The sequence below is a fragment of the Oryzisolibacter sp. LB2S genome (assembly GCF_040732315.1).
Taxonomy (GTDB): domain Bacteria; phylum Pseudomonadota; class Gammaproteobacteria; order Burkholderiales; family Burkholderiaceae_C; genus Alicycliphilus; species Alicycliphilus soli.
In genome coordinates this window covers 1301696-1322500 of sequence record NZ_CP160388.1, presented here as the reverse complement: position 1 = coordinate 1322500, position 20805 = coordinate 1301696, and the positions used below count along the sequence as shown (strand labels likewise).

Genomic DNA, 20805 nt, shown 5'->3' with positions numbered 1-20805 from the left:
CCATGCTCTCGCGCAGCTTCGCGAGCGACATCCAGCGCCACATGAAATGGCAGGATCAGAGGGCAGGCTTCGGAAACACGCAGGCGCGAACGCACCTCGACACCAGCCCTTTCCAGCCCTTCGATCTCCTCGAACAGCTTTGCGGCGGACAGCACAACGCCGTTGCCGATATAGCATTTCACACCAGGACGCATGATCCCACTGGGAATGAGGTGCAATGCTGTCTTCACACCATTGATGACCAGCGTGTGCCCTGCGTTGTGACCACCCTGGAAACGCACGACGCCCTGCGCGCTCTCGGTCAGCCAGTCAACCAGCTTGCCCTTGCCCTCGTCACCCCATTGGGTGCCAACCACGACAACGTTGCGCCCCTTGCTTGCTTTCATGTCAATCCCGATCTAAGAACCAAAATAACTCAAATGGCACGAACGACCCACTGGCCAGCGATCTGAACCAATTCCCTGTCACAGTGGAATTCGTCGACTTCTGCGCCACGCCCAGGAAGCATGCACACCACGGTTTCGCCATTGGCGCGCAAGTCAGCAATGGCCACGTGAACAGCGCGCTCCGCCCCCCAGGGAGCGCGGATGGCTGCCTTTAGCGGACGCGGAGCGACCACTCCGACCAATTGCTTGACATCCAGGCTGAAGCCCGCTGCCGGTCGGTTGCGCCCAAACACCGCTCCAACCTCGTCATAGCGCCCACCACGCACAAGCGCATCGCTGGCTCCGGAGGTATAGATGGCAAAACGAGCGCCGCTGTAGTACGCGTATCCACGCAGGTCCGCCAGGTCAAAAGTCACCTGTGCATCCTGAATCGTCGAAGAGATGGCCCGCAGGTCCGCCAGGACAGCACTCACGCCAGTAACCGATTTCAGAGCTACTTCGGCCTCATCCAACACATGTGCGTCGCCGTACAACTGCAGCAACGCCATGAGCCCCTCACGTGAAGTGGCGGGAAAATCTGCCGTCAGTGACTGCAACTCACTTGCGTCCTTGGCCGCAAGAGCCGCGTGCACCCGCCCCAAAGTCTGCCAGCCGACAGGAACACCGGCCAAAAGGCTGCGGACAATGCGCACATCAGCCAGGTCCACGGTCACGTCCCGCACATCGGCAACACGCAAGCACTCGAGCGAAAGCTGTACCGTTTCAATGTCGGCCTCTATGCCGGAATGCCCATAGATCTCTGCGCCAAACTGCAAGGGCTCACGCGTTGCGTGCGGACGATCTGGTCGCGTGTGCAGCACCGGACCGCAGTAGCACAGCCTGGTCACGCCACCGCGGTTCAGCAAATGCGCGTCAATACGTGCCACTTGTTGCGTGGTGTCGGCGCGCAGACCGAGGGAGCGTCCAGAGAGTTGATCCACCAGCTTGAACGTCTGGAGGTCCAGCGCCTCTCCTGTACCCGTCAGCAGCGATTCGAGATGCTCCAGCAGTGGAGGCATGACCAACTCGTAGCCATAGCTGCAAGCGGTGTCGAGCAGACCCCGGCGAAGTTCTTCGATATGCCGCGCCTCGGACGGCAGGACATCGGCAATGTGATCCGGCAGGACCCAGGCAGACATGGGAGAAGGTGGAGCGGTTAAAAGAGGGATTCTACCGGCTGGGGCATGAATACCCCTCATCGACGACAACTTGCGCTAGCTGAGCAGCAGCACAAGTGCGCCGGCGCACATACTCAGCAACGCGACAAAGCGAATCTGACCATCGCGCAGTTGCAGAATCTGCGTGAACATGCGCCGCCAAAATGACGGTGACACCAAGGGAATGGCGCCCTCAAGCACCAAGACCCATCCAAGTGCGAGCCCTAACCCGCTCAGCCAATCCACGGCATCAATACCAGAGATCAGGGCTTGCGCGCCGTGGCCGACGCTGCACTCGCCGGCACAGCGCCACGAAACACCTTGAAGAACTCGGCGGACGACGGATCGAGCACCATCACATCGCTCTTGCGATTGAAGCTGGCCTTGTAGGCGTCCAGGCTGCGATAGAACTGGGCAAACTGCGGATCCTTGCCGAATGCCTCGGCATATTGACGCGCCGCCTCGGCATCACCCTCCCCCTTGACCTTCTGGGCATCGCGATACGCATTGGCGATGGTGATCTCGCGTTGGCGATCGGCATCGGCACGGATCTTTTCACCTTCTGCGGCGCCGGTGGAGCGCAGTTCGTTGGCAACGCGCTTGCGCTCGGCTTCCATACGCCGGTACACGGACTCCGTGATCGCCTCCACGTAGTCCACGCGCGTGATGCGCACATCCACCACGTCCACGCCCCATGGTTTGGCGCCACGCACGGCTTCGAGCACCTCGCGCTTGACATCGGACATCAGTGCATCGCGCTTGACTGACAGCAGCTCCTTTACCGTGCGACGGTTGACCTCTTCCTGGAACGCGTTGCGCACGACGCGATTGAGCTGCATGGCACCGGCATTCTCATCAAGCCCCACATTGCGGATGTACTCCGACGGATCAGTGATGCGCCAGCGCACATACCAGTCGATGACCACGCGCTGCTTTTCCGCGGTCAGCATGGACTCGGTATCCGAGCTGTCGAGCGTCAGCAAGCGCTTGTCGATATAGCGAACGTTCTGAAATGGTGGCGGCAGCTTGAAGTTCAGGCCAGGCTCGGTGATCACCTCCTTGATCTGCCCCAAGGCGTACACCACCCCAAACTGACGCTGGTCGACCACGAACAGCATGGAGCTCAGCAGCCCGAGCAGCACCAGGACCGTCGACACAAAAAAACCGATTCTGTTCACACAGATCTCCTATCGGGACTCGCGCTCGCGGGAGCGACTGACATCGCGGGCCCGGGAATCACTGGAAAATTGCGAGGAAGGGACAGACGGAGCGCTGCTGCCGGCCGCGGTGGCCGGAGCCTCGATCGCGGCAGCGGGTACAGACTGCGCCACACCTTGCATGATCTTGTCGAGCGGCAGGTACAGCAGATTCGAGCCCTGACGAGACTCCACCAACACCTTGGTGACGTTGGAGTAAATCTGTTGCATGGTTTCGAGATACATGCGGTCGCGCGTCACCTGCGGCGCCTTCTGGTACTCGGCCAGCACCGCGCTGAAGCGCTGCGCATCACCCTGGGACTGCGCCACGATGCGCGCCTTGTACGCGGCAGCCTCCTCTCCGAGACGCGATGCCGTACCAACGGCTCTGGGAATCACGTCGTTGGCATAGGCCTGTGCCTCGTTCTTGGCGCGCTCACGCTCCTGTCCCGCCTTGAGCACATCATCAAAAGCCGCCTGCACCTGCTCTGGAGGGCGCACCCCCCCCTGCTGCAGATTGATGCCAACCACCTCGACGCCGATCTTGTAGCGATCCAGGATGGTCTGCATGAGATTGCGCACACGCGGGGCGATCTGATCACGCTCTTCGGCCAGGGCCGTGTCCATCTTCATCTTGCCCACCACCTCGCGCACCGCGGTCTCGGCCACCTGCACCACGGCATCCGCGGGGTTGCGACTCTCGAACAGCCACGCGCGCGCATCATTCAGACGGTATTGCACGGCAAACTTGATCTCGACGATGTTCTCATCCTCGGTCAGCATGGCCGATTCGCGCAGGCCGGTGCTTTTGATGATGGTGTCGCGCCCCACATCCACCGAGCGGATCTGGGTGACGAACACCAGCTCATGACGCTGAATCGGATACGGCAGACGCCAGTTGAAACCGGCGTTGACGGTGCTCTTGTACTTGCCAAACTGCGTGATGACCGCTTGCTGGCCTTCCTGGACGATGAAGAAGCCCGTGCCCAGCCAGATTAGCACCGCAATCGCGGCGATCAACCCAATGCCCATGCCGGCGTTCTTCATGTCGGGCTGAAAACCGCCATTGCCTCCATTGGAAGAGCGCCCCCGGTTGCCACCACCCCCACCGAACAGGCCGCTGAGCCTGCGGTTGAGGTCGCGCCAAAGCTCATCGAGATCGGGCGGCTGTCCAGCCGGGCCACGATCACGTCCCCGGCCCGATTGCGGGGCATCCTCGGAAGGGCGCTCTGACGGAGGTCGATCCTGCGACTCGCCCTTGCCGTCGTCACCGCGCCCCCAGCGCGGGTCGTTGAGATTGAACATCCCTCGGATGCGCTCCGGCAGCATGGCCCAACGCGAGGCGCGGTTATGAACGTTCATGCGCAATTTCTCTGGTTCTCTATGGATCTGTGTAACAGCCGGCATTGTGCCCAATCAACTCGATGGGCCCGACAAAGGCGCAGCCTGTTCAGGGGACATGGTGCGCGATGATGCTTCCGCGACCATCCCTGCCAGGCACTCTCGCAACAGCGGAACGCCCTCCCCCATCCGCGCACTGACGAAGACACGGGGCACGGGCCGGCCATCGAGCTCATACACATCGCGTCTATGCGCGGGCCTGCCCTCGGGCGCCATGGCATCGAGCTTGTTGAACACCAGCAGCTGAGGGATGTCCGAAGCGCCGATCTCCGCCAGCACCTGTTGTACCTGAACGATCTGCTCCGGAAACTCCGGATTCGCGGCATCCACCACATGCAGCAGCAGGTCGGCGTCCACAGCCTCCTGCAAGGTGGCCTGAAACGCATCCACCAACCCATGCGGCAGATCGCGGATGAACCCCACGGTGTCCGAGAGGGAGATCGAGCCCACGCCCTCGCCCAGATAGAGCTGGCGCGTGGTAGTGTCAAGGGTGGCAAACAACTGGTCGGCCGCGTACGCACGCGCCTTGACCAAGGCGTTGAACAGCGTCGACTTCCCCGCGTTGGTGTAGCCCACCAGCGAGATATTGAACGTGTTGCGCCGCTCGCGCTGACGCCGCTGGGTGGCGCGCTGACGCTTGACCTTCTGCAGACGCTCTCGTGTGCGCTTGATGGCATCGCCAATCATGCGCTTGTCCAGCTCGATCTGCGTCTCACCCGGGCCGCCACGCATGCCGATGCCGCCCTGCTGACGCTCCAGGTGCGACCAGCGCCGCACCAGTCGCGTGCTCAGGTACTGCAGACGCGCGAGTTCCACCTGCAGCTTGCCCTCATGGCTGCGGGCACGCTGGGCAAAGATCTCCAGGATGAGCATGGTCCGGTCATTGACCGGCAGCTGCAGATGGCGCTCCAGATTGCGTTGTTGCGCCGGGCTCAGGGCCTGGTCAAACAACACTTCGCGCGCGCCATGCATTTGCGCCAGGGTACGCAGCTCGTCGGCCTTGCCGCTGCCCACAAACAGCGCGGCGTCGGGCGTCTTTCGCTTGCAGGTCAGACGCGCAACCGGGTTGAGCCCCGCCGTCTGGGCCAGCAAGCCCAGTTCCTGCAATTCGGCATCGAAATGCGGAGCGCCGAAATCCACGCCGACCAACAGAACCGGCGTGGAGCGGGAATCATGGGAAGCGTGGGAACTCAAGGCCGCGGGCCCTTGCGTGCGAAGCGCGTGCGCCCAGGCAATACCTCAAGCCGCACTGCGCGATTACTGCGCGGCTCCGTCGGCAGGCTCGGCCGCGGAAAAGTTGACGGCACGCCCCGGAACGATGGTCGAGATGGCGTGCTTGTACACCATCTGGGTCACCGTGTTGCGCAGCAGCACGACGTATTGATCGAAGGATTCGATCTGCCCCTGCAGCTTGATGCCATTGACCAGGTAAATGGACACCGGCACATGCTCGCGACGCAGTGCGTTGAGGAAGGGGTCTTGAAGAAGCTGACCTTTATTGCTCACGATATTCTCCGTGTTCAAAAATGTTGTTGTAAAGCGGCACCTTACCACAGCCCAGCGGCCCTGGACGGCACAAGGGCACCCGAAATCACTTGTCCACGTAAGGATTGCTGGACGTTCGCAGCTCGATGCGCAGCGGCGTACCCACCAGATCGAACTCCTTGCGGAAGCGCCCCTCCAGGAAGCGCTTGTAGGCGTCGGAGACATGCTCGAGCGAGTTGCCGTGGATCACGATGACCGGCGGGTTCATGCCGCCCTGATGCGCATAGCGCAGCTTGGGGCGATAGCCTCCGGCACGCTTGGGCGTCTGGAACTGGACGGCCTCCTGCAGCAGGCGCGTGAGCACCGGCGTCGGCATCTTGCGGTTGGCCGACTTGTAGGCCTGGACGATGGATGACCACAACGGGCCTATGCCCTGGCGCCTGATGGCCGAGATGAAGTGCAGCGGCGCGAACTTGAGGAAGGACAGCCGCGTCTCGATGGAGCGCTCGAGCTGCTGGCGCGCGTAGTCGTCCACGGCGTCCCATTTGTTCACGGCGATGACCACGGCCCTTCCGCTCTCGAGGATGTAGCCCGCGATATGCGCGTCCTGATCCGTGACGCCCTGCGTGGCGTCGAGCAGCAGCAGCACCACATGGGCCGACTCGATGGCCTGCAGCGTCTTGACCACGGAGAACTTCTCGATGGCCTCGAACACCCTGCCCTTTCGCCGCAGACCTGCGGTGTCGATGAGCTCGAACTTCTGGCCATTGCGCTCAAACGGCACCGAGATGGCATCGCGCGTTGTGCCCGGCATGTCGAAGGCCACGAGACGCTCCTCACCCAGCCAGGTGTTGATCAGCGTGGACTTGCCGACATTCGGTCGCCCCGCGACGGCCAGGCGTATGACGTTGGTTTCGGCGTTGACGTCACCCTCGTCCGTCTCGGGCAGCGCAAGCGGCTCGAGCGCGCGCTCCACCAGACTGCGTATGCCCTGCCCGTGCGCGGCGGAGACGGGGAACACCTCCCCCAGGCCGAGTTCATAGAACTCTGCGAGGTGGGCGCTGTCCTGCATGCCCTCGGCCTTGTTGCCCACGAGCACGCAGGGCTTGCCCAGGCGGCGCAGGAAGTTGGCAATGTCGTGGTCCTGTGCCGATACGCCGGCACGCACATCCACGACGAAGACGACCACATCGGCCTCGGCCACGGCCTGGCGCGTCTGCTTGGCCATCTCGCGGTAGATGCCGCTGCCGGCATCGGGCTCGAAGCCGCCCGTGTCGATGACGATGTACTCGCGCTTGCCCAGGCGGCCATTGCCGTAGTGGCGGTCGCGCGTGAGGCCGGCAAAATCGGCCACGATGGCGTCGCGCGACTTCGTCAGGCGGTTGAACAGGGTGGATTTGCCCACATTGGGCCGCCCCACCAGGGCGATGACCGGTTTCATCCCTGAGTCCTTCGCTTGTCCATCACTCGGGGCGGAAACCGTAGACGGCACCCTTGCGCGTCACCACCACCAGGGTCTCGCCGGCGGCCACGGGTGCGGCGGCAATGCCCGAGCCGTCCGTCGTCAGCCGGTTCAGCGGCGCGGCATCCTCGCGCGACAGCAGATGCACCAGGCCCGTGTCGTCGCCTATCACCACCGATCGACCCAGCAGCAATGGCGCCGTGAGCTTGCGAAACTGCAGGCGCTGCGATGTCCATGCACGCTTGCCATCGGCACGCTGCCACGCCACCACCGCGCCGTTGCTCTCGGTGCCAAACACCATGTTCTCGTCGCCGTCCACGCCCTCATTGCCGCTGGCCGGCTGGGTCCAGAGCACCGCGCCGCGTGCCGCATCGATGCAGCCCACGGTGGCCTGGAACGCGCGTGCGCAGAGGTTGTCGCCCACGCGGCTCGTGCGGCCCACGATTTCCACCAGACGCTCGACGTCGTTCGTGCCACGCGGACTGGCCAGCGGCGCCTCCCAGCGCACCACGCCGTTGTCAGGGTTGAAGCCCACGAGGCGCCCGGACAGCCCAGCGACCAGCGTGTCACCCACGGCCATCAGCACGCCACCCTGGCGCAGGATCAATGGCTCACCCGTACGCTGCTGCCCCCAGAGGCGATAGCCGGTGGCGGCATCGAAGGCGACGACGGTGCGATCGGCCGTCAGCACGAAGACCCGGTTGCCCGCCACGAGAGGTGCCGTATAGGCCTGCGCAGGCAGGGGCTTGCGCCAGATCTCGCGCCCGCCATCGAGCACGATGAGCTGCGCGTTGGCGGACACCACGGCCGCCCAGCGGCCATCGCTGCCCACGCCCGCGGACAGCGGGGTGTTGAGCTGGGCGCGCCAGACATCACCGCCCGTGCGCGCATCGATGGCCGCCACCTCGCCCTGTGCCGACGCCAGCGTCACCGTCGTGCCGTTGACGTGCACGTCCAGCGCCAGGCGATCCACGGCGCCGGTACGGGCCACCCAGGCCTGGCGCACGCCGAGCACCGGGACATTGGGTCCCAGTTCGGCCGGCTTGGGCTTGGAAGACCCACCCCACAAGGAGCAGCCGCTCACACCCAGCAGCGTGGCCAGGGCCAGCGTGCCCAGCATCATCCGGGAATACATGCGGGCGACCCTCACTGTGCACCTCCGGCTGCGTCGGCGGCGGCCACGGCCACGGCCTGTGCCCCCAGCGCATTGAGCTTGGCCTCCACCAGACGGCGGTAGTCCACCTTGTCGCCCAGCGCCAGATAGGCGCGGCGGTATTCGGCAATCGCCTCCTGGTTCTTGCCCTGCAGCGCCAGCACGTCACCCTTGCGGTCGGCGACCACGCCGGCGAACTCCGCGGGCGTGCTGGCCGACAGCTGCGCGAGCGCCTCGTCATAGGCCTTTTGCTCGATCAGCACGCCGGCCAGGCGCACCCGTGCCAGGGCCTTGTAACCATCATCGGAAGACTTTTCGGCGACCCAGGTCAGCACGCCCTTGGCAGCATCCCATTTGCCGGCGTCGGCCAGGGCCTTGGCTGCGAGCAGGCCGGCCTGACCGGCCTGGGTGGTGCCGCCATAGCCGGACTGCAGATCGCCAAAGGCCTGCTCCACGCGGGCCATGTCGCCCGACTGCGCGGCCAGCTCGACGGCCTCGACCAGGGCCGTGGCCTGCTGTGCCTGGCGGCTCTGCCAGAGCTGGTAGCCGTTCCACGCGGCGAAGCCGCCCATGACGACGATCAGCGCCCAGGTGATGGGTGTGCCCCATTTGTTCCAGAAATGCTTGAGCTCCTCAAGCTGTTCTTGTTCTTGCAGGTCGAAGTTGTTGGCCATATTGGTGGTTTCTCGTTCAGCGCGGCGATTGTAGGCTGGCCGCCCAGTCGGCCAGGGAGGCCAGCGGGCGTTCGATCTGCTCGCCGCCGTCGCGCAGCGGCTTGATGGTGACGGCGCCGCGCGCGAGCTCGTCGGCGCCGAAGATCAGCGCAAAGCGTGCGCCGCTCGCGTCGGCCTTCTTGAACTGCGACTTCATGCTGCCCATGCCCTCGCCCGACTGCGCGGGCGCGTGCATCTGCACCGCCACACCCAGGGCGCGCAGCCGCTGCAGCGCGGCCATGACCTGGGGCAGCGCGGCGGCATCGGGCACGACGGCGTAGGCGTCGGCCGCAAGCCCCGGGGCCTGCGCCTCCTGCTCCTTGATGAGCTCGAGCACGCGCTCCACGCCCAGGGCCCAGCCCACGGCGGGCGCGCTCTTGCCGCCGATCTGCTCGATGAGGTAGTCGTAGCGGCCACCGCCGCAGATCGTGCCCTGGGAGCCGAGTTGATCGGTGATGAACTCGAACACCGTGAGGTTGTAATAGTCCATGCCGCGCACCAGGCGCGGGTTCAGGCTCCAGGCCACGCCGTTGGCGTCCAGGATGGCCTTGACGGTGTCAAAGTGCCTGAGCGAGGCCTCGCCGAGGAAGTCGATGAGCCGGGGCGCGGCATTCACCATGTCCTGCATGGCCGGGTTCTTGGTGTCCAGCACGCGCAGCGGATTGGTGTACATGCGGCGCCTGGCTTCCTCGTCCATCACGTCCTGGTGCTGCTCCAGATAGGCGATGAGGGCGGCGCGATGGGCGCGACGCTCGTCGGGCTGGCCCAGACTGTTGAGCTCCAGGCGCACGTTCTTGAGGCCCAGTTCGGCCCAGAGCGCATGGGCCAGCAGGATGATCTCGGCGTCCACCTCGGGGCCGCCAAAGCCCAGGGCCTCGGCGCCGATCTGGTGGAACTGGCGGTAGCGCCCGCGCTGCGGCCGCTCGTGGCGGAACATCGGGCCCATGTAGTACAGACGCTTGCCGCCGTCGTAGAGCATGGTGTGCTCGACCACGGCGCGCACCACGCCGGCCGTGGCCTCGGGGCGCAACGTGAGCTGCTCACCGTTCAGGCGATCCTCGAAGGAGTACATCTCCTTCTCGACGATGTCGGTGACCTCGCCCAGGCCGCGCACGAACAGCGGCGTGGGCTCGACGATGGGGGTGCGGATGTTGCGGTAGGCGTAGCGCGCCATGAGCGTGCGCACCACCCCCTCCAGCCATTCCCAGCGCGCCGAGTCGGGCGGCAGGATGTCGTTCATGCCCTTGATGGCAACCAGCTTCTGCATCTTGTATGGATTTTCGTTTTGAATGAAATTGACCTTCAGCGCTTATCCACCAAGCGCCGGCAGCTATCAATTTTGCGTTATCGCCCCGCTCGTGCCGCCAAAGCGCCGGGCGATGTAGTCCTCGACGACGGTCTGGAACTCGCGTGCGATGTCGTCGCCGCGCAGCGTCATGGCCTTTTCGCCATCGATGAACACGGGGGCGGCAGGCGCCTCGCCCGTGCCGGGCAGGCTGATGCCGATATCGGCATGCTTGCTCTCGCCCGGGCCGTTGACGATGCAGCCCATGACGGCCACCTTGAGCCTTTCCACGCCCGGGTACTGCTTGCGCCAGACCGGCATCTGCGCGCGCAGGTAGTCGTCGATCTGCTTGGCCAGCTCCTGGAAGGTGGTGCTGGTGGTGCGCCCGCAGCCGGGGCAGGCGGTGACGCTGGGCACGAAGGCACGCATACCCAGCGACTGCAGTATCTCGGAGGCCACGACCACCTCCTGGGTGCGCGCCTCACCGGGCTGGGGCGTGAGCGACACGCGAATGGTATCGCCAATGCCTTCCTGCAGCAGGATGGACAGCGCGGTGCTGGATGCCACGATGCCCTTGGTGCCCATGCCGGCCTCGGTCAGGCCCAGGTGCAGCGCGTAGTCGCAGCGGCGGGCGAGTTCGCGGTACACGGCGATCAGATCCTGCACGCCGCTGACCTTGCACGACAGGATGATCTGGTCGCCGCTCAGGCCCATCGCCTCGGCACGGCGTGCCGATTCGATGGCCGAGGTGATCAGCGCCTCGTACATGACCTGGCGCGCGTCCCAGGGCGTGCCGCGCCGGCCATTGGCGTCCATCAACTGGGCCAGCAGCTCCTGGTCCAGGCTGCCCCAGTTGACGCCGATGCGCACGGCCTTGTCCCAACGCATCGCGGCCTCGATCATCTGGCCGAACTGCTTGTCGCGCTTGTCGCCCTTGCCCACGTTGCCGGGGTTGATGCGGTACTTGGAGAGTGCCTGCGCGCAGTCCGGAAACTCGGTCAGCAGGCGGTGGCCGTTGTAGTGGAAGTCGCCCACCAGGGGCACGTCCTGTCCCATGCGGTCGAGCTGCTCGCGGATGTAGGGCACGGCCTGCGCGGCCTCGGGCGTGTTCACCGTGATGCGCACGAACTCCGAGCCCGCCTGGGCCAGCTCCTTGACCTGGATGGCCGTGCCTATGGCATCGACCGTATCGGTATTGGTCATGGACTGCACGCGCACCGGCGCGTCGCCCCCGACCGTGACGACGCGGCTGCCCCAGACGATGCGCGCCTGGCGCGTGCGGCGCGCCCGGGGCGCGGCCATGGCAATGGGGGCCGCTGTGTCAGACATGTTCATTCACTTCACCTCGAAACGCGCGACGTTGTTGCGCGCAATCGCCTTCAGGTCCATGGCCTGTCCGCGCACGACGGCCTCGGCCGCGTCGGCCCGCCCTATCACCACGGACCAGGGCGGCGAACCCTCGGCCGAATAGCTCTCACCGCTGGCCAGCTCCTTCTGCAGCAACACCTGGCCCGCGGCATTGCGCACCTGCACCCAGGTCTGCGCCTTGGCGCGGATGACCAGCGTCGGCTCGGGTACTGCGGCCTTGACAGCTTCGGGCTCTGGCGTGGCCGGCACGGTACTGGCCGCGACCGCCTGCGTTGCGACCGATGTGGCGACATCCGGCGCCTGCGCCTCGGACGCCACCAAAGCGGCATCCTGGCCGCCTGCCTGGGCCGCGGCGCCATGCGCCACGGACTGCACGACCGAGCCTGCGGGCGTGCCCGGAACCTCCCCTGCCGCCGTCGGTTCCACATCGCTTGCGCCATCGCCGCCCATGGGCAGCGGCAGGAAGGCGACCGCCACAGCGGCGAGCAGCAGCACCACGACGGCGATACCGATCAGGCGTGACTTAGGCGGCTCGAATCCGCCGCTCTTGCCGATGCGGCGCCCGGCCGAGCCCTTGACGGCCGTATTCAACGCCCTGTCGGGCGGCAGGTGGATGGGAGCCCCCTGGGGCAACAGAGCCAGTATCGGCGCCGGGTCGGCCTTCAGCGTCCGGCACATGCTCGATGCCAGGGCACGCATGAAGACGGTATCGGGAAACGCGCCGTAGTCATCGTCCTCCAGCGCCTGCAGCCTTGCCACCGGCACCTTCAGGGCACCGGCCAGCATGTCGATATGGACGCCCGCTGCCTCCCGCATCTGCCTGAGCATGGCGCCTGCCGTCATGGTGGCAGCGCCGTCCGCGGTCGGGCCGGCGTCCTGCATTGCCATCGACTCATTCATCAAATGCTCCCCTCTCAAAGGCGTGCGTTTCCCGCGCATCGGGGAAACGCTTGCGCAGCTGGTCGCCCAACTGGCGCATGGCCACCGCATCGCCCACGGCACGCTCGACCTTCACGCCCAGCCACAGCGACTCGGCGTTGGCAAACTGGCCGTTGTTGACACGGCGGATATAGAACTGTGCCCGTTGCGTTTCTCCGCGGGCCAGCAGGATGGAGGCCAGGTGGTAGCCCACCATCGGGTTGCCGGCATCGATCTCATAGGCACGCAGCAAGGCCTTTTCCGCATCGGCCACCCGTCCGGCCTTCTGATGGCACAGGCCCTGGGACATCAGGGTCTTGCTGCGCGCCGCATAGGTGGGCACAGCGAGCGCCCGCTCGAACTGCTGCTGCGCCTGGTCGTACTGCTGGCGCTGGCAAAGCAGCCAGCCAAGGTTGTGCATGATGTCCGGGTCGGCCGGCTTCATGGCCTGAGCGCGCCTGAGGCTGTCCTCGGCCAACCCGAGATCCGGCATGGCCATGTACACCAATCCACGCAGGTGGTAGGCATCGGCATAGGCGGGGTCGGTGGCAAGCGCCTGATTCACCTCTTCGAGCGCAACACTCTTCTGCCCGGCCTGGAGATAGCTGGCGGCGAGCTCCAGCCGAATGCGGGCGCGCCGGCGCGCATCGGCCTCGCCCGCGGCACTGTCCGTGGCCGTGGCCCCGGGATCCCGCGCCGCCTGGTGGGCACAGCCGGCAAGACCCGAAACGAGCAGCGCCACAAGACAGGGCGCCAGCCACCGGCTGCGCATGCGATCCGTCCTCCACGTCGTCATGATGTGCCTCTCCTCCTTGCTCAGCCGGTCAGGCGGCCGGCTTGATCGTTATGGTGCGTCGCTTGGCCATGCGCTCGTGCACGCGCGTGCGGTCCTGCACGTCGCCCGCGAGCTGACCGCAGGCCGCATCGATGTCGTCGCCACGCGTCTTGCGCACCGTGGTGACGATACCCGCATCCGAGAGCATCCTGGCGAACGCCGTCACCGCAGCCGCAGGCGAGCGCTGCAGGCCGGACGCCGGGAACGGATTGAACGGGATCAGGTTGAACTTGCAGGGCACGCCACCGTCCGCGGCCTGGGGGCCGACCAGGGCGATCAGCTCGCGCGCATGCTCGGGCCGGTCATTCACGCCGTCGAGCATGCAGTATTCGAAGGTGATGAAATCGCGCGGCGCATGTTCCAGATAGCGCCGGCAGGCCGCCAGCAGCTCCTGCAGCGGGTACTTGCGATTGAGCGGCACCAGATGGTCACGCAGCGCATCGTTGGGCGCATGCAGGGACACGGCCAGCGCCACCGGGCAGTCCTGCCCCAGGCGATCCATCATGGGCACCACGCCCGAGGTGGACACCGTCACGCGTCGGCGCGACAGGCCATAGCCATGGTCGTCGAGCATGGTGCGCAGCGCGGGCACCAGGGCCGAATAATTCTGCAGCGGCTCGCCCATGCCCATCATCACGACGTTGCTGATGACGCGCTCGGCCGTGCCCAGGCGTGCGCGCAGCTGGTGCTCGGCCCACCACAACTGGGCGACGATCTCGCCGGTGGTCAGATTGCGGCTGAAGCCCTGGTGACCGGTGGAGCAGAAGCGGCAACCCACGGCGCAGCCCGCCTGCGAGGAGATGCACAGCGTGCCACGGTCGTCTTCGGGGATGAACACGGTCTCGATGGCATTGCCGCCGCCCACGTCGAACAGCCACTTGATGGTGCCGTCGTGCGAGACATGTTCCTTCAGGATGGGGGGCGCGGCCACATGGGCGCAGCCCGCGAGTTTCTCGCGCAGCGACTTGGCCAGGTCGCTCATCTGCGCAAAGTCGCTGGCGCCGCGCTGGTGGATCCAGCGAAACAGCTGGGTGGCGCGAAAGCGCTTCTCTCCCAGTCGCTCGCAGAATGCCGCCATTCCTTCGAGGTCAAGATCCAGGAGATTCGTCGTCATCGTGCAGTCCAGTGCGCGTGCGCAGCAAAGTCAGGCGACCGGGCGGCGTGCACGCGAGGCGCAGCCCGGCCGCCGGCGCATCAGCGTGCGTAGACGTTCAGGCCGGGGAAGAAGAAGGCCACTTCCACGGCAGCCGTCTCGGCGGCGTCGGAGCCGTGCACGGCGTTGGCGTCGATGCTGTCGGCAAAGTCGGCGCGGATGGTGCCGGCCTCGGCCTTCTTGGGGTCGGTGGCGCCCATCAGCTCGCGGTTCTTCAGGATGGCGTTCTCGCCCTCCAGCACCTGCACCATCACCGGGCCGGAAATCATGAAGTCCACCAGGTCCTTGAAGAAGGGGCGCTCCTTGTGCACGGCATAGAACTGCTCGGCCTCGGCGCGCGACAGGTGAATCATGCGTGCTGCAGCGATCTTCAGGCCGGCGGCCTCGAAGCGGGCGTAGATCTGGCCGATCACGTTCTTGGCAACGGCGTCGGGCTTGATGATGGACAGGGTGCGTTCGATAGCCATGTTGATTTCCTTCTGTAAGGTGTTGCGGATTTTTTTGCGACTCAGGCAAAACCCAGCATTCTAACTTTTCGTCAAATCCCTAGCGGCTGCCGCGGCGCGGCCCATTGCCGCGCTGCTGCTTGCGCTGGCGCATCAGGCTGTCGGCACCGATGTAGCCGACCGAGGTGCGCATGGGGTCGGGCTGGGAGCCTCCCCCCGAGCGGCCCGCGCGGCCGGGCGCCTTGTCGCGCGCGCCGCCGGCCTTGGGGCCGAACGGCTTGCGCTCGCCGCGGCGCTCGTTCCTGCCCGGGCCGCCGCGCGCGGCACGCCCGCCCGCCAGATCGGCCGGAGCCCCTGCGGCCTGCATCAGCGCCCGGATGTCCTGCTCGTCGAGCTCGATCCAGGCGCCACGCTTGAGGCCGCGCGGCAGCATCATGGCGCCGTAGCGAATGCGGATCAGCCGGCTGACGGCATGGCCCACGGCCTCGAACATGCGTCGCACCTCACGGTTGCGGCCTTCGGAGATCGTCACGCGATACCAGCAGTTCGCACCCTCGCCGCCGCCCTCCTCGATGGCGCCGAAGGCGGCCATGCCGTCCTCGAGCTGCACACCGCTGGTCAAGCGCTGCTTTTCTTCCTCGCTCAGGGCGCCGAGCACACGCACGGCGTACTCGCGCTCGAGCCCGAAGCGCGGATGCATGAGCTGGTTGGCGAGCTCACCCGAGCTCGTGAACAGCAGCAGGCCCTCGGTATTGAGGTCCAGCCGCCCCACGGACTGCCACTTGCCCTGCTGCAGGCGCGGCAGCCTGCGAAACACGGTGGGGCGATTCTGCGGGTCATCGTGCGTGACGATCTCACCCGCGGGCTTGTGGTAGGCGAGCACGCGCGCGGGCGGCGGTGCGATGCGAAAACGGATCGGCTTGCCATTGACCTTGATCTGGTCGCCAAACTGCACGCGCTGGCCGATGTGCGCGGGCGCGTTGTTCACCGATATGCGCCCCTCGAGGATGAGTTGCTCCATCTCCAGGCGCGAGCCCATGCCCGCCTGCGCCAGCACCTTGTGCAGCTTGGGCGTCTCCGGCTGGGGCAGCAGCACGCGCTTAGGAAGAGTCACCTCGGCGTTGTCCTCGTCCTGGTCGAGCCGGCCCGACACCACGTCGACAAAGCGATAGCCGTCGCGATCCACAGGGCGCGCCGCATCGCGCCGGCCTTGGCCATGCGACCGCGCCGGGCGCCCCTCGGGCTGATCTGCAGCGGCCTGCGGCTGTTGCGCTGCTTCCCCCTGCATGGTGCCCGCAGGCCTGCGCTGCGGCGCGCGCGCGCGCCGACCGCGGGCCTTGCTCACTTCATCGGTGGCCCCGGCCACAACCTCGGCCGGTTGCTGCTCTGCCGCATCGGGGCTCTTGTGCGTATCGTTCATATCAACTTTCCGTGGCTTCATCGCCCGCGTCACTGCCGCCCGCTTCAGCCTCGGCTGCGGGCATGCCTTCCATCTGAGCCCCGGGGACATCCGGGGGCATGTTCGATTCCGACTCCGACGGCTCCGATCCCTGCGGCCCATCCACACCCAGGCCGGCCAGCGCGTTGAGCACCGAGGCCTGCGCGCGCGGGTCTTCCAGCGTGGGCAACTGGTCCAGGGACTGCAGGCCCAGGTCATCGAGAAACTGCCGCGTGGTGGCGAACAGCGCCGGTCGGCCCACGGTCTCGCGATGACCGATGACCTCGACCCAGCCCCTGTCCTCGAGCTGTTTGATGATCAGGCTGTTCACGGTCACGCCCCGGATGTCCTCGATGTCGCCACGCGTCACGGGCTGACGATAGGCGATGATGGCCAGCGTCTCCAGCGTGGCGCGCGTGTAGCGCGGGGGCTTCTCCGGGTGCAGACGGTCCAGGTACTCGCGCATCTCGGGGCGGCTCTGAAAGCGCCAGCCCGTGGCCACCTGAACCAGCTCGACACCGCGCAGGCTCCACTCCTGCTGCAGCTCGAGCAGCAGGGCCTTGACCGTGTCCGCCCCGAGCGCATCATCGAACAGAACGCGCAGCTCTCGCACCGTCACGGGCTGTGCGGCGCAGATCAACGCGGTCTCGAGAATCCGCTTGGCATCCACCGAATTCATGCTGCGGCTGTTCCGATAGAGGCAACCGCTCGCCATGATGGGGCCGGTGCCTGGGATTGGGGACATCAGTGGCGCGTGGATGCTGCAAGTGGCAGCGCGCCATCACTGGACAGGCAAGGCGCAAGAAATGAAACCCTGGCGCCTGCTACGAGTCAATCGTCAACGCGCATTGTACTGCAGAGCCCAGAAATCAAGGGCCTGCGCCATGTCCTGCGGCAGCGGGGCATGAAAGTCCAGCGCCTGCCCCGTCACCGGATGCGCGAACGCCAGGCGAAACGCATGCAATGCCTGGCGCTGCAGCGGCCCGGCGGCCGCGCCACCATACAGCGCATCGGCAACCAATGGGTGGCGCAGGGACGCCATATGCACGCGAATCTGATGCGTGCGCCCGGTGTGCAGCGTGCAGCGCACCAGACAGACCTGCTCGTTGCCGGCAAGGCACTCAAAGTCCGTGCGCGCGGGCTTGCCCGGATGCTGCTGCAGGTCCACGACGGCCATGCGCAGGCGATTGCGCGGGTCGCGCCCAATGGGCGCCTGCACGCTGCGCGCGGGCGCGCCATGCCATTCGCCCCAGGCCAGCGCCAGATACTGCCGGCTGACCTCGCGCGCCGCAATCTTGGCCACCAGCGCATCCATGGTGCTGCGGCTGCGCGCCACCACCATGAGACCGCTCGTGTCCTTGTCCAGCCGGTGCACGATGCCTGCGCGCGGCACCATGTGCGCCTGCGCGTCGCGCCCGAGCAAGGCATTGAGCAGCGTGCCGCTCCAGTTGCCCGGCGCCGGGTGCACCACCATGCCGGCCTGTTTGTTGATCACCAGCAGGTGCTCGTCCTCGTACACCACGTCCAGCGGCAGGGACTCGGGCTTGAAGGCCTGGCTTTGCTGGGTGGGCCGCATCTGCACGACCACCCTGTCGCCCACCCTGACCTTGTGCGCGGGCTTGGTGGCCGGCTGGCCGTTGATGCTCACCGCGCCATGGGCGAGCAACTGCTGCAGATAGCTGCGCGAGAATTCGGGCACCAGCTCCGCCAGCGCCTTGTCGAGCCGGCACTGGTGCTGCGCCGGCGTCATCAGCACGTCGCGCAGCTCGCATTCGGCCTCGTCGACCGGCGAGGCGGCCTCGTCATCCGGCCACAGGGGCGATGCGCCGGACACCTGCAGGCTCAACGCTGAGGCAGGTAGCGCGCCGGATCCACGGGCTTGCCCTGCCGGCGAATCTCGAAGTGCAGCTTCACGCGATCGGCATCCGAGCTGCCCATTTCCGCGATCTTCTGGCCCCGGCGCACGTTCTGGTCTTCCTTCACCAGCAGCGTCTGGTTGTGCGCATAGGCCGTGAGGTAGACGTTATTGTGCTTGAGGATCACCAGGTTGCCGTAGCCACGCAGACCAGCTCCGGCATAGACCACACGGCCGTCGGCCGCCGCCAGCACAGGGTCGCCGGCCTTGCCCGCGATGTCGTAGCCCTTGTTGCGCGCCTCGTCGAATCCTGCCAGCAGGGGGCCGGAGGAAGGCCAGATGAAGCTCATGCCATCACCGTTACCCGCCACGGTGGGTGCGGGCGCAGGCGCTGGCGCCGGTGCAGGGGCTGGCGTCGCATCGGCCGCGGCGGGAGCGGCACCCGACGGTTCCGTCGTTCCCGCGGGCTTGGACGCACTTGTCGCAGTCGCGGAAGCCACGGGCGAGGAGGCCACAGGCCGGGTCACGACACCCGTGTCAGAAGCCACGGCACTCGCAGGCGTGGAAACAGTGGGAGGAACCACGCGCAGCACCTGCCCGACCTCGATCAGATTGGCATTCCCCAGGTTGTTCCAACGCGCGATGTCCTTCCAGCTCTGGCCATTCTCGAGCCCGATGCGAATCAACGTGTCCCCAGGCTTGACCGTGTAGTAGCCAGGCTTGCCGGCGTTCTCGGCACCGGGCAGGGGCTTGACCTCCGGTGCGGCTGGAGCGGACGTAGAAGCCGTACCGCCATTGGCAAACGTGCCACGATCGACTACAGGAGCCCTGTTGATGGGAGTGGTGCAACCTGCCAGCCATGCACCGGCCAAGGCCACCACTCCACATATCACAAGACCACGCGAAACCAACATAAGCAATTCCTTCACACAACCCCTGATTTTAGGGGTACGAAATGCACGGCCTCCAGAACACTCTGTTTCAAGCCATGCGGAGTTTTGTCCACAACCAGCAACAGCTGGCGTCCATCGGCAGCGGCCATGGGCGCGACAAGGCGTCCGCCAACGGCCAGTTGCGCGCACCATTCGTCGGGGATGCTGTCACCGCTCGCCGCGGCAATGATGCCCGCATAGGGCGCGCCGGCCGCGTAGCCATGCATGCCATCACCAAGGATCAGATGCACATTGGCCAGACGCAGCGGGCGCAGGTTGTCCCGTGCCTTCTCGTGCAACGCACGCAGGCGCTCGATGGTGTACACCTCGCGCGCCAGCCTGGACAGCACGGCCGCCTGGTAGCCACAGCCGGTACCGATTTCCAGCACCCTGCCGAGTCCGCTCGCGCGTGCGCAATCCGCGCCCAGCAGCAACTCGATCATGCGCGCCACGACACTGGGCTTGGAGATGGTCTGCCCCAGCCCTATGGGGAGACTGGTGTCCTCGTAGGCCTGGTTCACCAGCGCGGAGTCGACGAATCGGTGCCGCTCCACCGCCCCCATGGCATTCAGCACGGACGCGGCGCCGATGCCACTGGCCGCAAGGCGCTGCACCATCCTCGTGCGCACGGCCGCGGAATCGAGTCCCACGCCCTGGGGCGTGGGTGACTGGGCCGGTCGCGCGGCGCCGGGGACGCCCTTGGTGGGCGCCTGCGGCATGTCAAGGCGCGCGGGAAAGGCGGGGCGGCGCTGCATCATGAGGCCCCACCGCCCTGCGCGGTGATGGCCAGACGCGCTGCCGTCTGCGCCCAGTACCCAAGGCCATCGTGGTCGGTCAGGTCCACCTTGAGCGGCGTCATGGACACATGGCCATGGGCCGTGGCGTGGAAATCCGTTCCCTCGGCCGCGTCCTTGGCCGGGCCGGCGCCACCGATCCAGTACATGGTCTCGCCACGCGGGCTTTGCTGCTCGATGACGCGCTCGGCCGCATGGCGGCGTCCCAGACGGCACAGTCGCAGGGGACGCAGGGCCTCGAAGGGCATGTTGGGAATGTTGATGTTCAGCAGCCAGGGGGCTTCTCCCACGAGCCTCTGGCGCAGCATCTGCTCGACGATTTCGCGCGCCTTGCGCGCCGCCGAGTCGATCTCGCCCCAGCCCTTGTCCACCTGGGAAAAGGCGATGGACGGTATGCCGAAAAGATAACCCTCCATGGCCGCGCCCACGGTTCCCGAGTAAATCGTGTCGTCCCCCATGTTGGCGCCGTTGTTGATGCCCGAGACGACCAGGTCGGGCCGGTAGCCGAGCAAACCGGTCAGCGCAATGTGCACACAGTCGGCCGGCGTTCCGTTCACATAGCGAAAGCCATTGGACGCGCGATGCACATAGAGCGGCGAATGCAGGGTCAGGGCATTGGACTTGGCGCTGTTGTTGTGCTCCGGCGCCACCACCTCGACGTCGGCAATCGCACTCAGGGCCTCATGCAGCGCGACGATCCCCGGCGCCTGGTAGCCATCGTCGTTGGAAATCAGGATTTTCATGATCGCAGTGACTGAATGCAACGCATTGTAGGAGGCGCAGCGTTCC

At 66.1% G+C, this 20805-nt stretch carries 22 protein-coding genes (1 of these 22 running past the window's edge); all 22 read right to left on the bottom strand.

The genetic code is table 11. The features are described from left to right. Positions 1–386, bottom strand: the 5' end (the start) of a protein-coding gene (locus tag ABUE11_RS06230; protein WP_367068200.1) for an adenylosuccinate synthase. 991 nt of this gene lie to the left of the window's left edge; 386 of the gene's 1377 nt are visible here — the first part of the coding sequence; the start codon lies at positions 384–386; its stop codon lies off the left edge, out of view. Positions 387–415: 29 nt separating this feature from the next. After that, positions 416–1564, bottom strand: a complete 1149-nt coding sequence (locus ABUE11_RS06225) for an ATP phosphoribosyltransferase regulatory subunit (RefSeq protein WP_367068199.1) — start codon at positions 1562–1564, stop codon at positions 416–418. Between the two features lie 75 nt (positions 1565–1639). After that, positions 1640–1819, bottom strand: a complete 180-nt coding sequence (locus ABUE11_RS06220) for a DUF2065 domain-containing protein (protein ID WP_367068761.1) — start codon at positions 1817–1819, stop codon at positions 1640–1642. Positions 1820–1845: 26 nt separating this feature from the next. Continuing rightward, positions 1846–2760 (bottom strand): protease modulator HflC, encoded by a 915-nt coding sequence (gene hflC / locus ABUE11_RS06215; protein WP_367068198.1) that lies wholly within the window; start codon positions 2758–2760, stop codon positions 1846–1848. Between the two features lie 9 nt (positions 2761–2769). After that, entirely contained in the window at positions 2770–4140 is a 1371-nt protein-coding gene (gene hflK, locus ABUE11_RS06210; RefSeq protein ID WP_367068197.1) for an FtsH protease activity modulator HflK, read from the bottom strand. Between the two features lie 54 nt (positions 4141–4194). Then, a complete protein-coding gene (gene hflX / locus ABUE11_RS06205) occupies positions 4195–5373 on the bottom strand; it encodes a GTPase HflX (protein WP_367068196.1) in 1179 nt (392 codons plus the stop codon). Between the two features lie 63 nt (positions 5374–5436). Further along, entirely contained in the window at positions 5437–5685 is a 249-nt protein-coding gene (gene hfq, locus ABUE11_RS06200; protein WP_367068195.1) for an RNA chaperone Hfq, read from the bottom strand. 85 nt (positions 5686–5770) lie between these two features. Next, complete coding sequence (gene der, locus ABUE11_RS06195; protein WP_367068193.1) at positions 5771–7105, bottom strand: ribosome biogenesis GTPase Der; 1335 nt, start codon at positions 7103–7105, stop codon at positions 5771–5773. Positions 7106–7127: 22 nt separating this feature from the next. Further along, positions 7128–8261, bottom strand: a complete 1134-nt coding sequence (gene bamB / locus ABUE11_RS06190) for an outer membrane protein assembly factor BamB (protein WP_367068192.1) — start codon at positions 8259–8261, stop codon at positions 7128–7130. Between the two features lie 11 nt (positions 8262–8272). Further along, entirely contained in the window at positions 8273–8953 is a 681-nt protein-coding gene (locus ABUE11_RS06185) for a tetratricopeptide repeat protein (protein ID WP_367068191.1), read from the bottom strand. Positions 8954–8969: 16 nt separating this feature from the next. Beyond that, positions 8970–10259 carry a histidine--tRNA ligase gene (gene hisS / locus ABUE11_RS06180; protein WP_367068190.1) on the bottom strand — a complete coding sequence of 430 codons (1290 nt, stop codon included), beginning with the start codon at positions 10257–10259 and terminating at the stop codon, positions 8970–8972. A 66-nt stretch (positions 10260–10325) separates the two neighbouring features. Beyond that, entirely contained in the window at positions 10326–11612 is a 1287-nt protein-coding gene (gene ispG / locus ABUE11_RS06175; RefSeq protein WP_367068188.1) for a flavodoxin-dependent (E)-4-hydroxy-3-methylbut-2-enyl-diphosphate synthase, read from the bottom strand. Next, positions 11613–12545 (bottom strand): helix-turn-helix domain-containing protein, encoded by a 933-nt coding sequence (locus ABUE11_RS06170; protein WP_367068187.1) that lies wholly within the window; start codon positions 12543–12545, stop codon positions 11613–11615. Further along, on the bottom strand, positions 12538–13359 hold the full coding sequence (pilW, locus tag ABUE11_RS06165) for a type IV pilus biogenesis/stability protein PilW (RefSeq protein ID WP_367068186.1): 822 nt from the start codon (positions 13357–13359) through the stop codon (positions 12538–12540). The genes ABUE11_RS06170 and pilW overlap by 8 nt, the downstream gene beginning before the upstream one ends. A gap of 28 nt (positions 13360–13387) precedes the next feature. Beyond that, positions 13388–14512 carry a 23S rRNA (adenine(2503)-C(2))-methyltransferase RlmN gene (rlmN, locus tag ABUE11_RS06160; protein WP_367068185.1) on the bottom strand — a complete coding sequence of 375 codons (1125 nt, stop codon included), beginning with the start codon at positions 14510–14512 and terminating at the stop codon, positions 13388–13390. 80 nt (positions 14513–14592) lie between these two features. Then, positions 14593–15018: a nucleoside-diphosphate kinase gene (gene ndk / locus ABUE11_RS06155; protein WP_367068183.1), complete on the bottom strand. Its 426-nt coding sequence runs from the start codon at positions 15016–15018 to the stop codon at positions 14593–14595. Positions 15019–15097: 79 nt separating this feature from the next. Continuing rightward, a complete protein-coding gene (rluB, locus tag ABUE11_RS06150) occupies positions 15098–16417 on the bottom strand; it encodes a 23S rRNA pseudouridine(2605) synthase RluB (RefSeq protein ID WP_367068182.1) in 1320 nt (439 codons plus the stop codon). Position 16418: 1 nt separating this feature from the next. After that, on the bottom strand, positions 16419–17114 hold the full coding sequence (gene scpB, locus ABUE11_RS06145) for an SMC-Scp complex subunit ScpB (protein ID WP_367068181.1): 696 nt from the start codon (positions 17112–17114) through the stop codon (positions 16419–16421). Between the two features lie 159 nt (positions 17115–17273). Beyond that, a complete protein-coding gene (locus tag ABUE11_RS06140) occupies positions 17274–18269 on the bottom strand; it encodes an RluA family pseudouridine synthase (protein WP_367068180.1) in 996 nt (331 codons plus the stop codon). 8 nt (positions 18270–18277) lie between these two features. Next, positions 18278–19204: a peptidoglycan DD-metalloendopeptidase family protein gene (locus ABUE11_RS06135; protein ID WP_367068178.1), complete on the bottom strand. Its 927-nt coding sequence runs from the start codon at positions 19202–19204 to the stop codon at positions 18278–18280. A gap of 11 nt (positions 19205–19215) precedes the next feature. Further along, positions 19216–19977 carry a protein-L-isoaspartate(D-aspartate) O-methyltransferase gene (locus tag ABUE11_RS06130; protein WP_367068760.1) on the bottom strand — a complete coding sequence of 254 codons (762 nt, stop codon included), beginning with the start codon at positions 19975–19977 and terminating at the stop codon, positions 19216–19218. Further along, the gene (surE, locus tag ABUE11_RS06125) at positions 19977–20759 is read right to left on the bottom strand and encodes a 5'/3'-nucleotidase SurE (protein WP_367068177.1); all 783 of its coding nucleotides are present in this window, start codon (positions 20757–20759) and stop codon (positions 19977–19979) included. Before surE ends, ABUE11_RS06130 begins: the two co-directional genes overlap by 1 nt. Positions 20760–20805 lie beyond the last annotated feature (46 nt).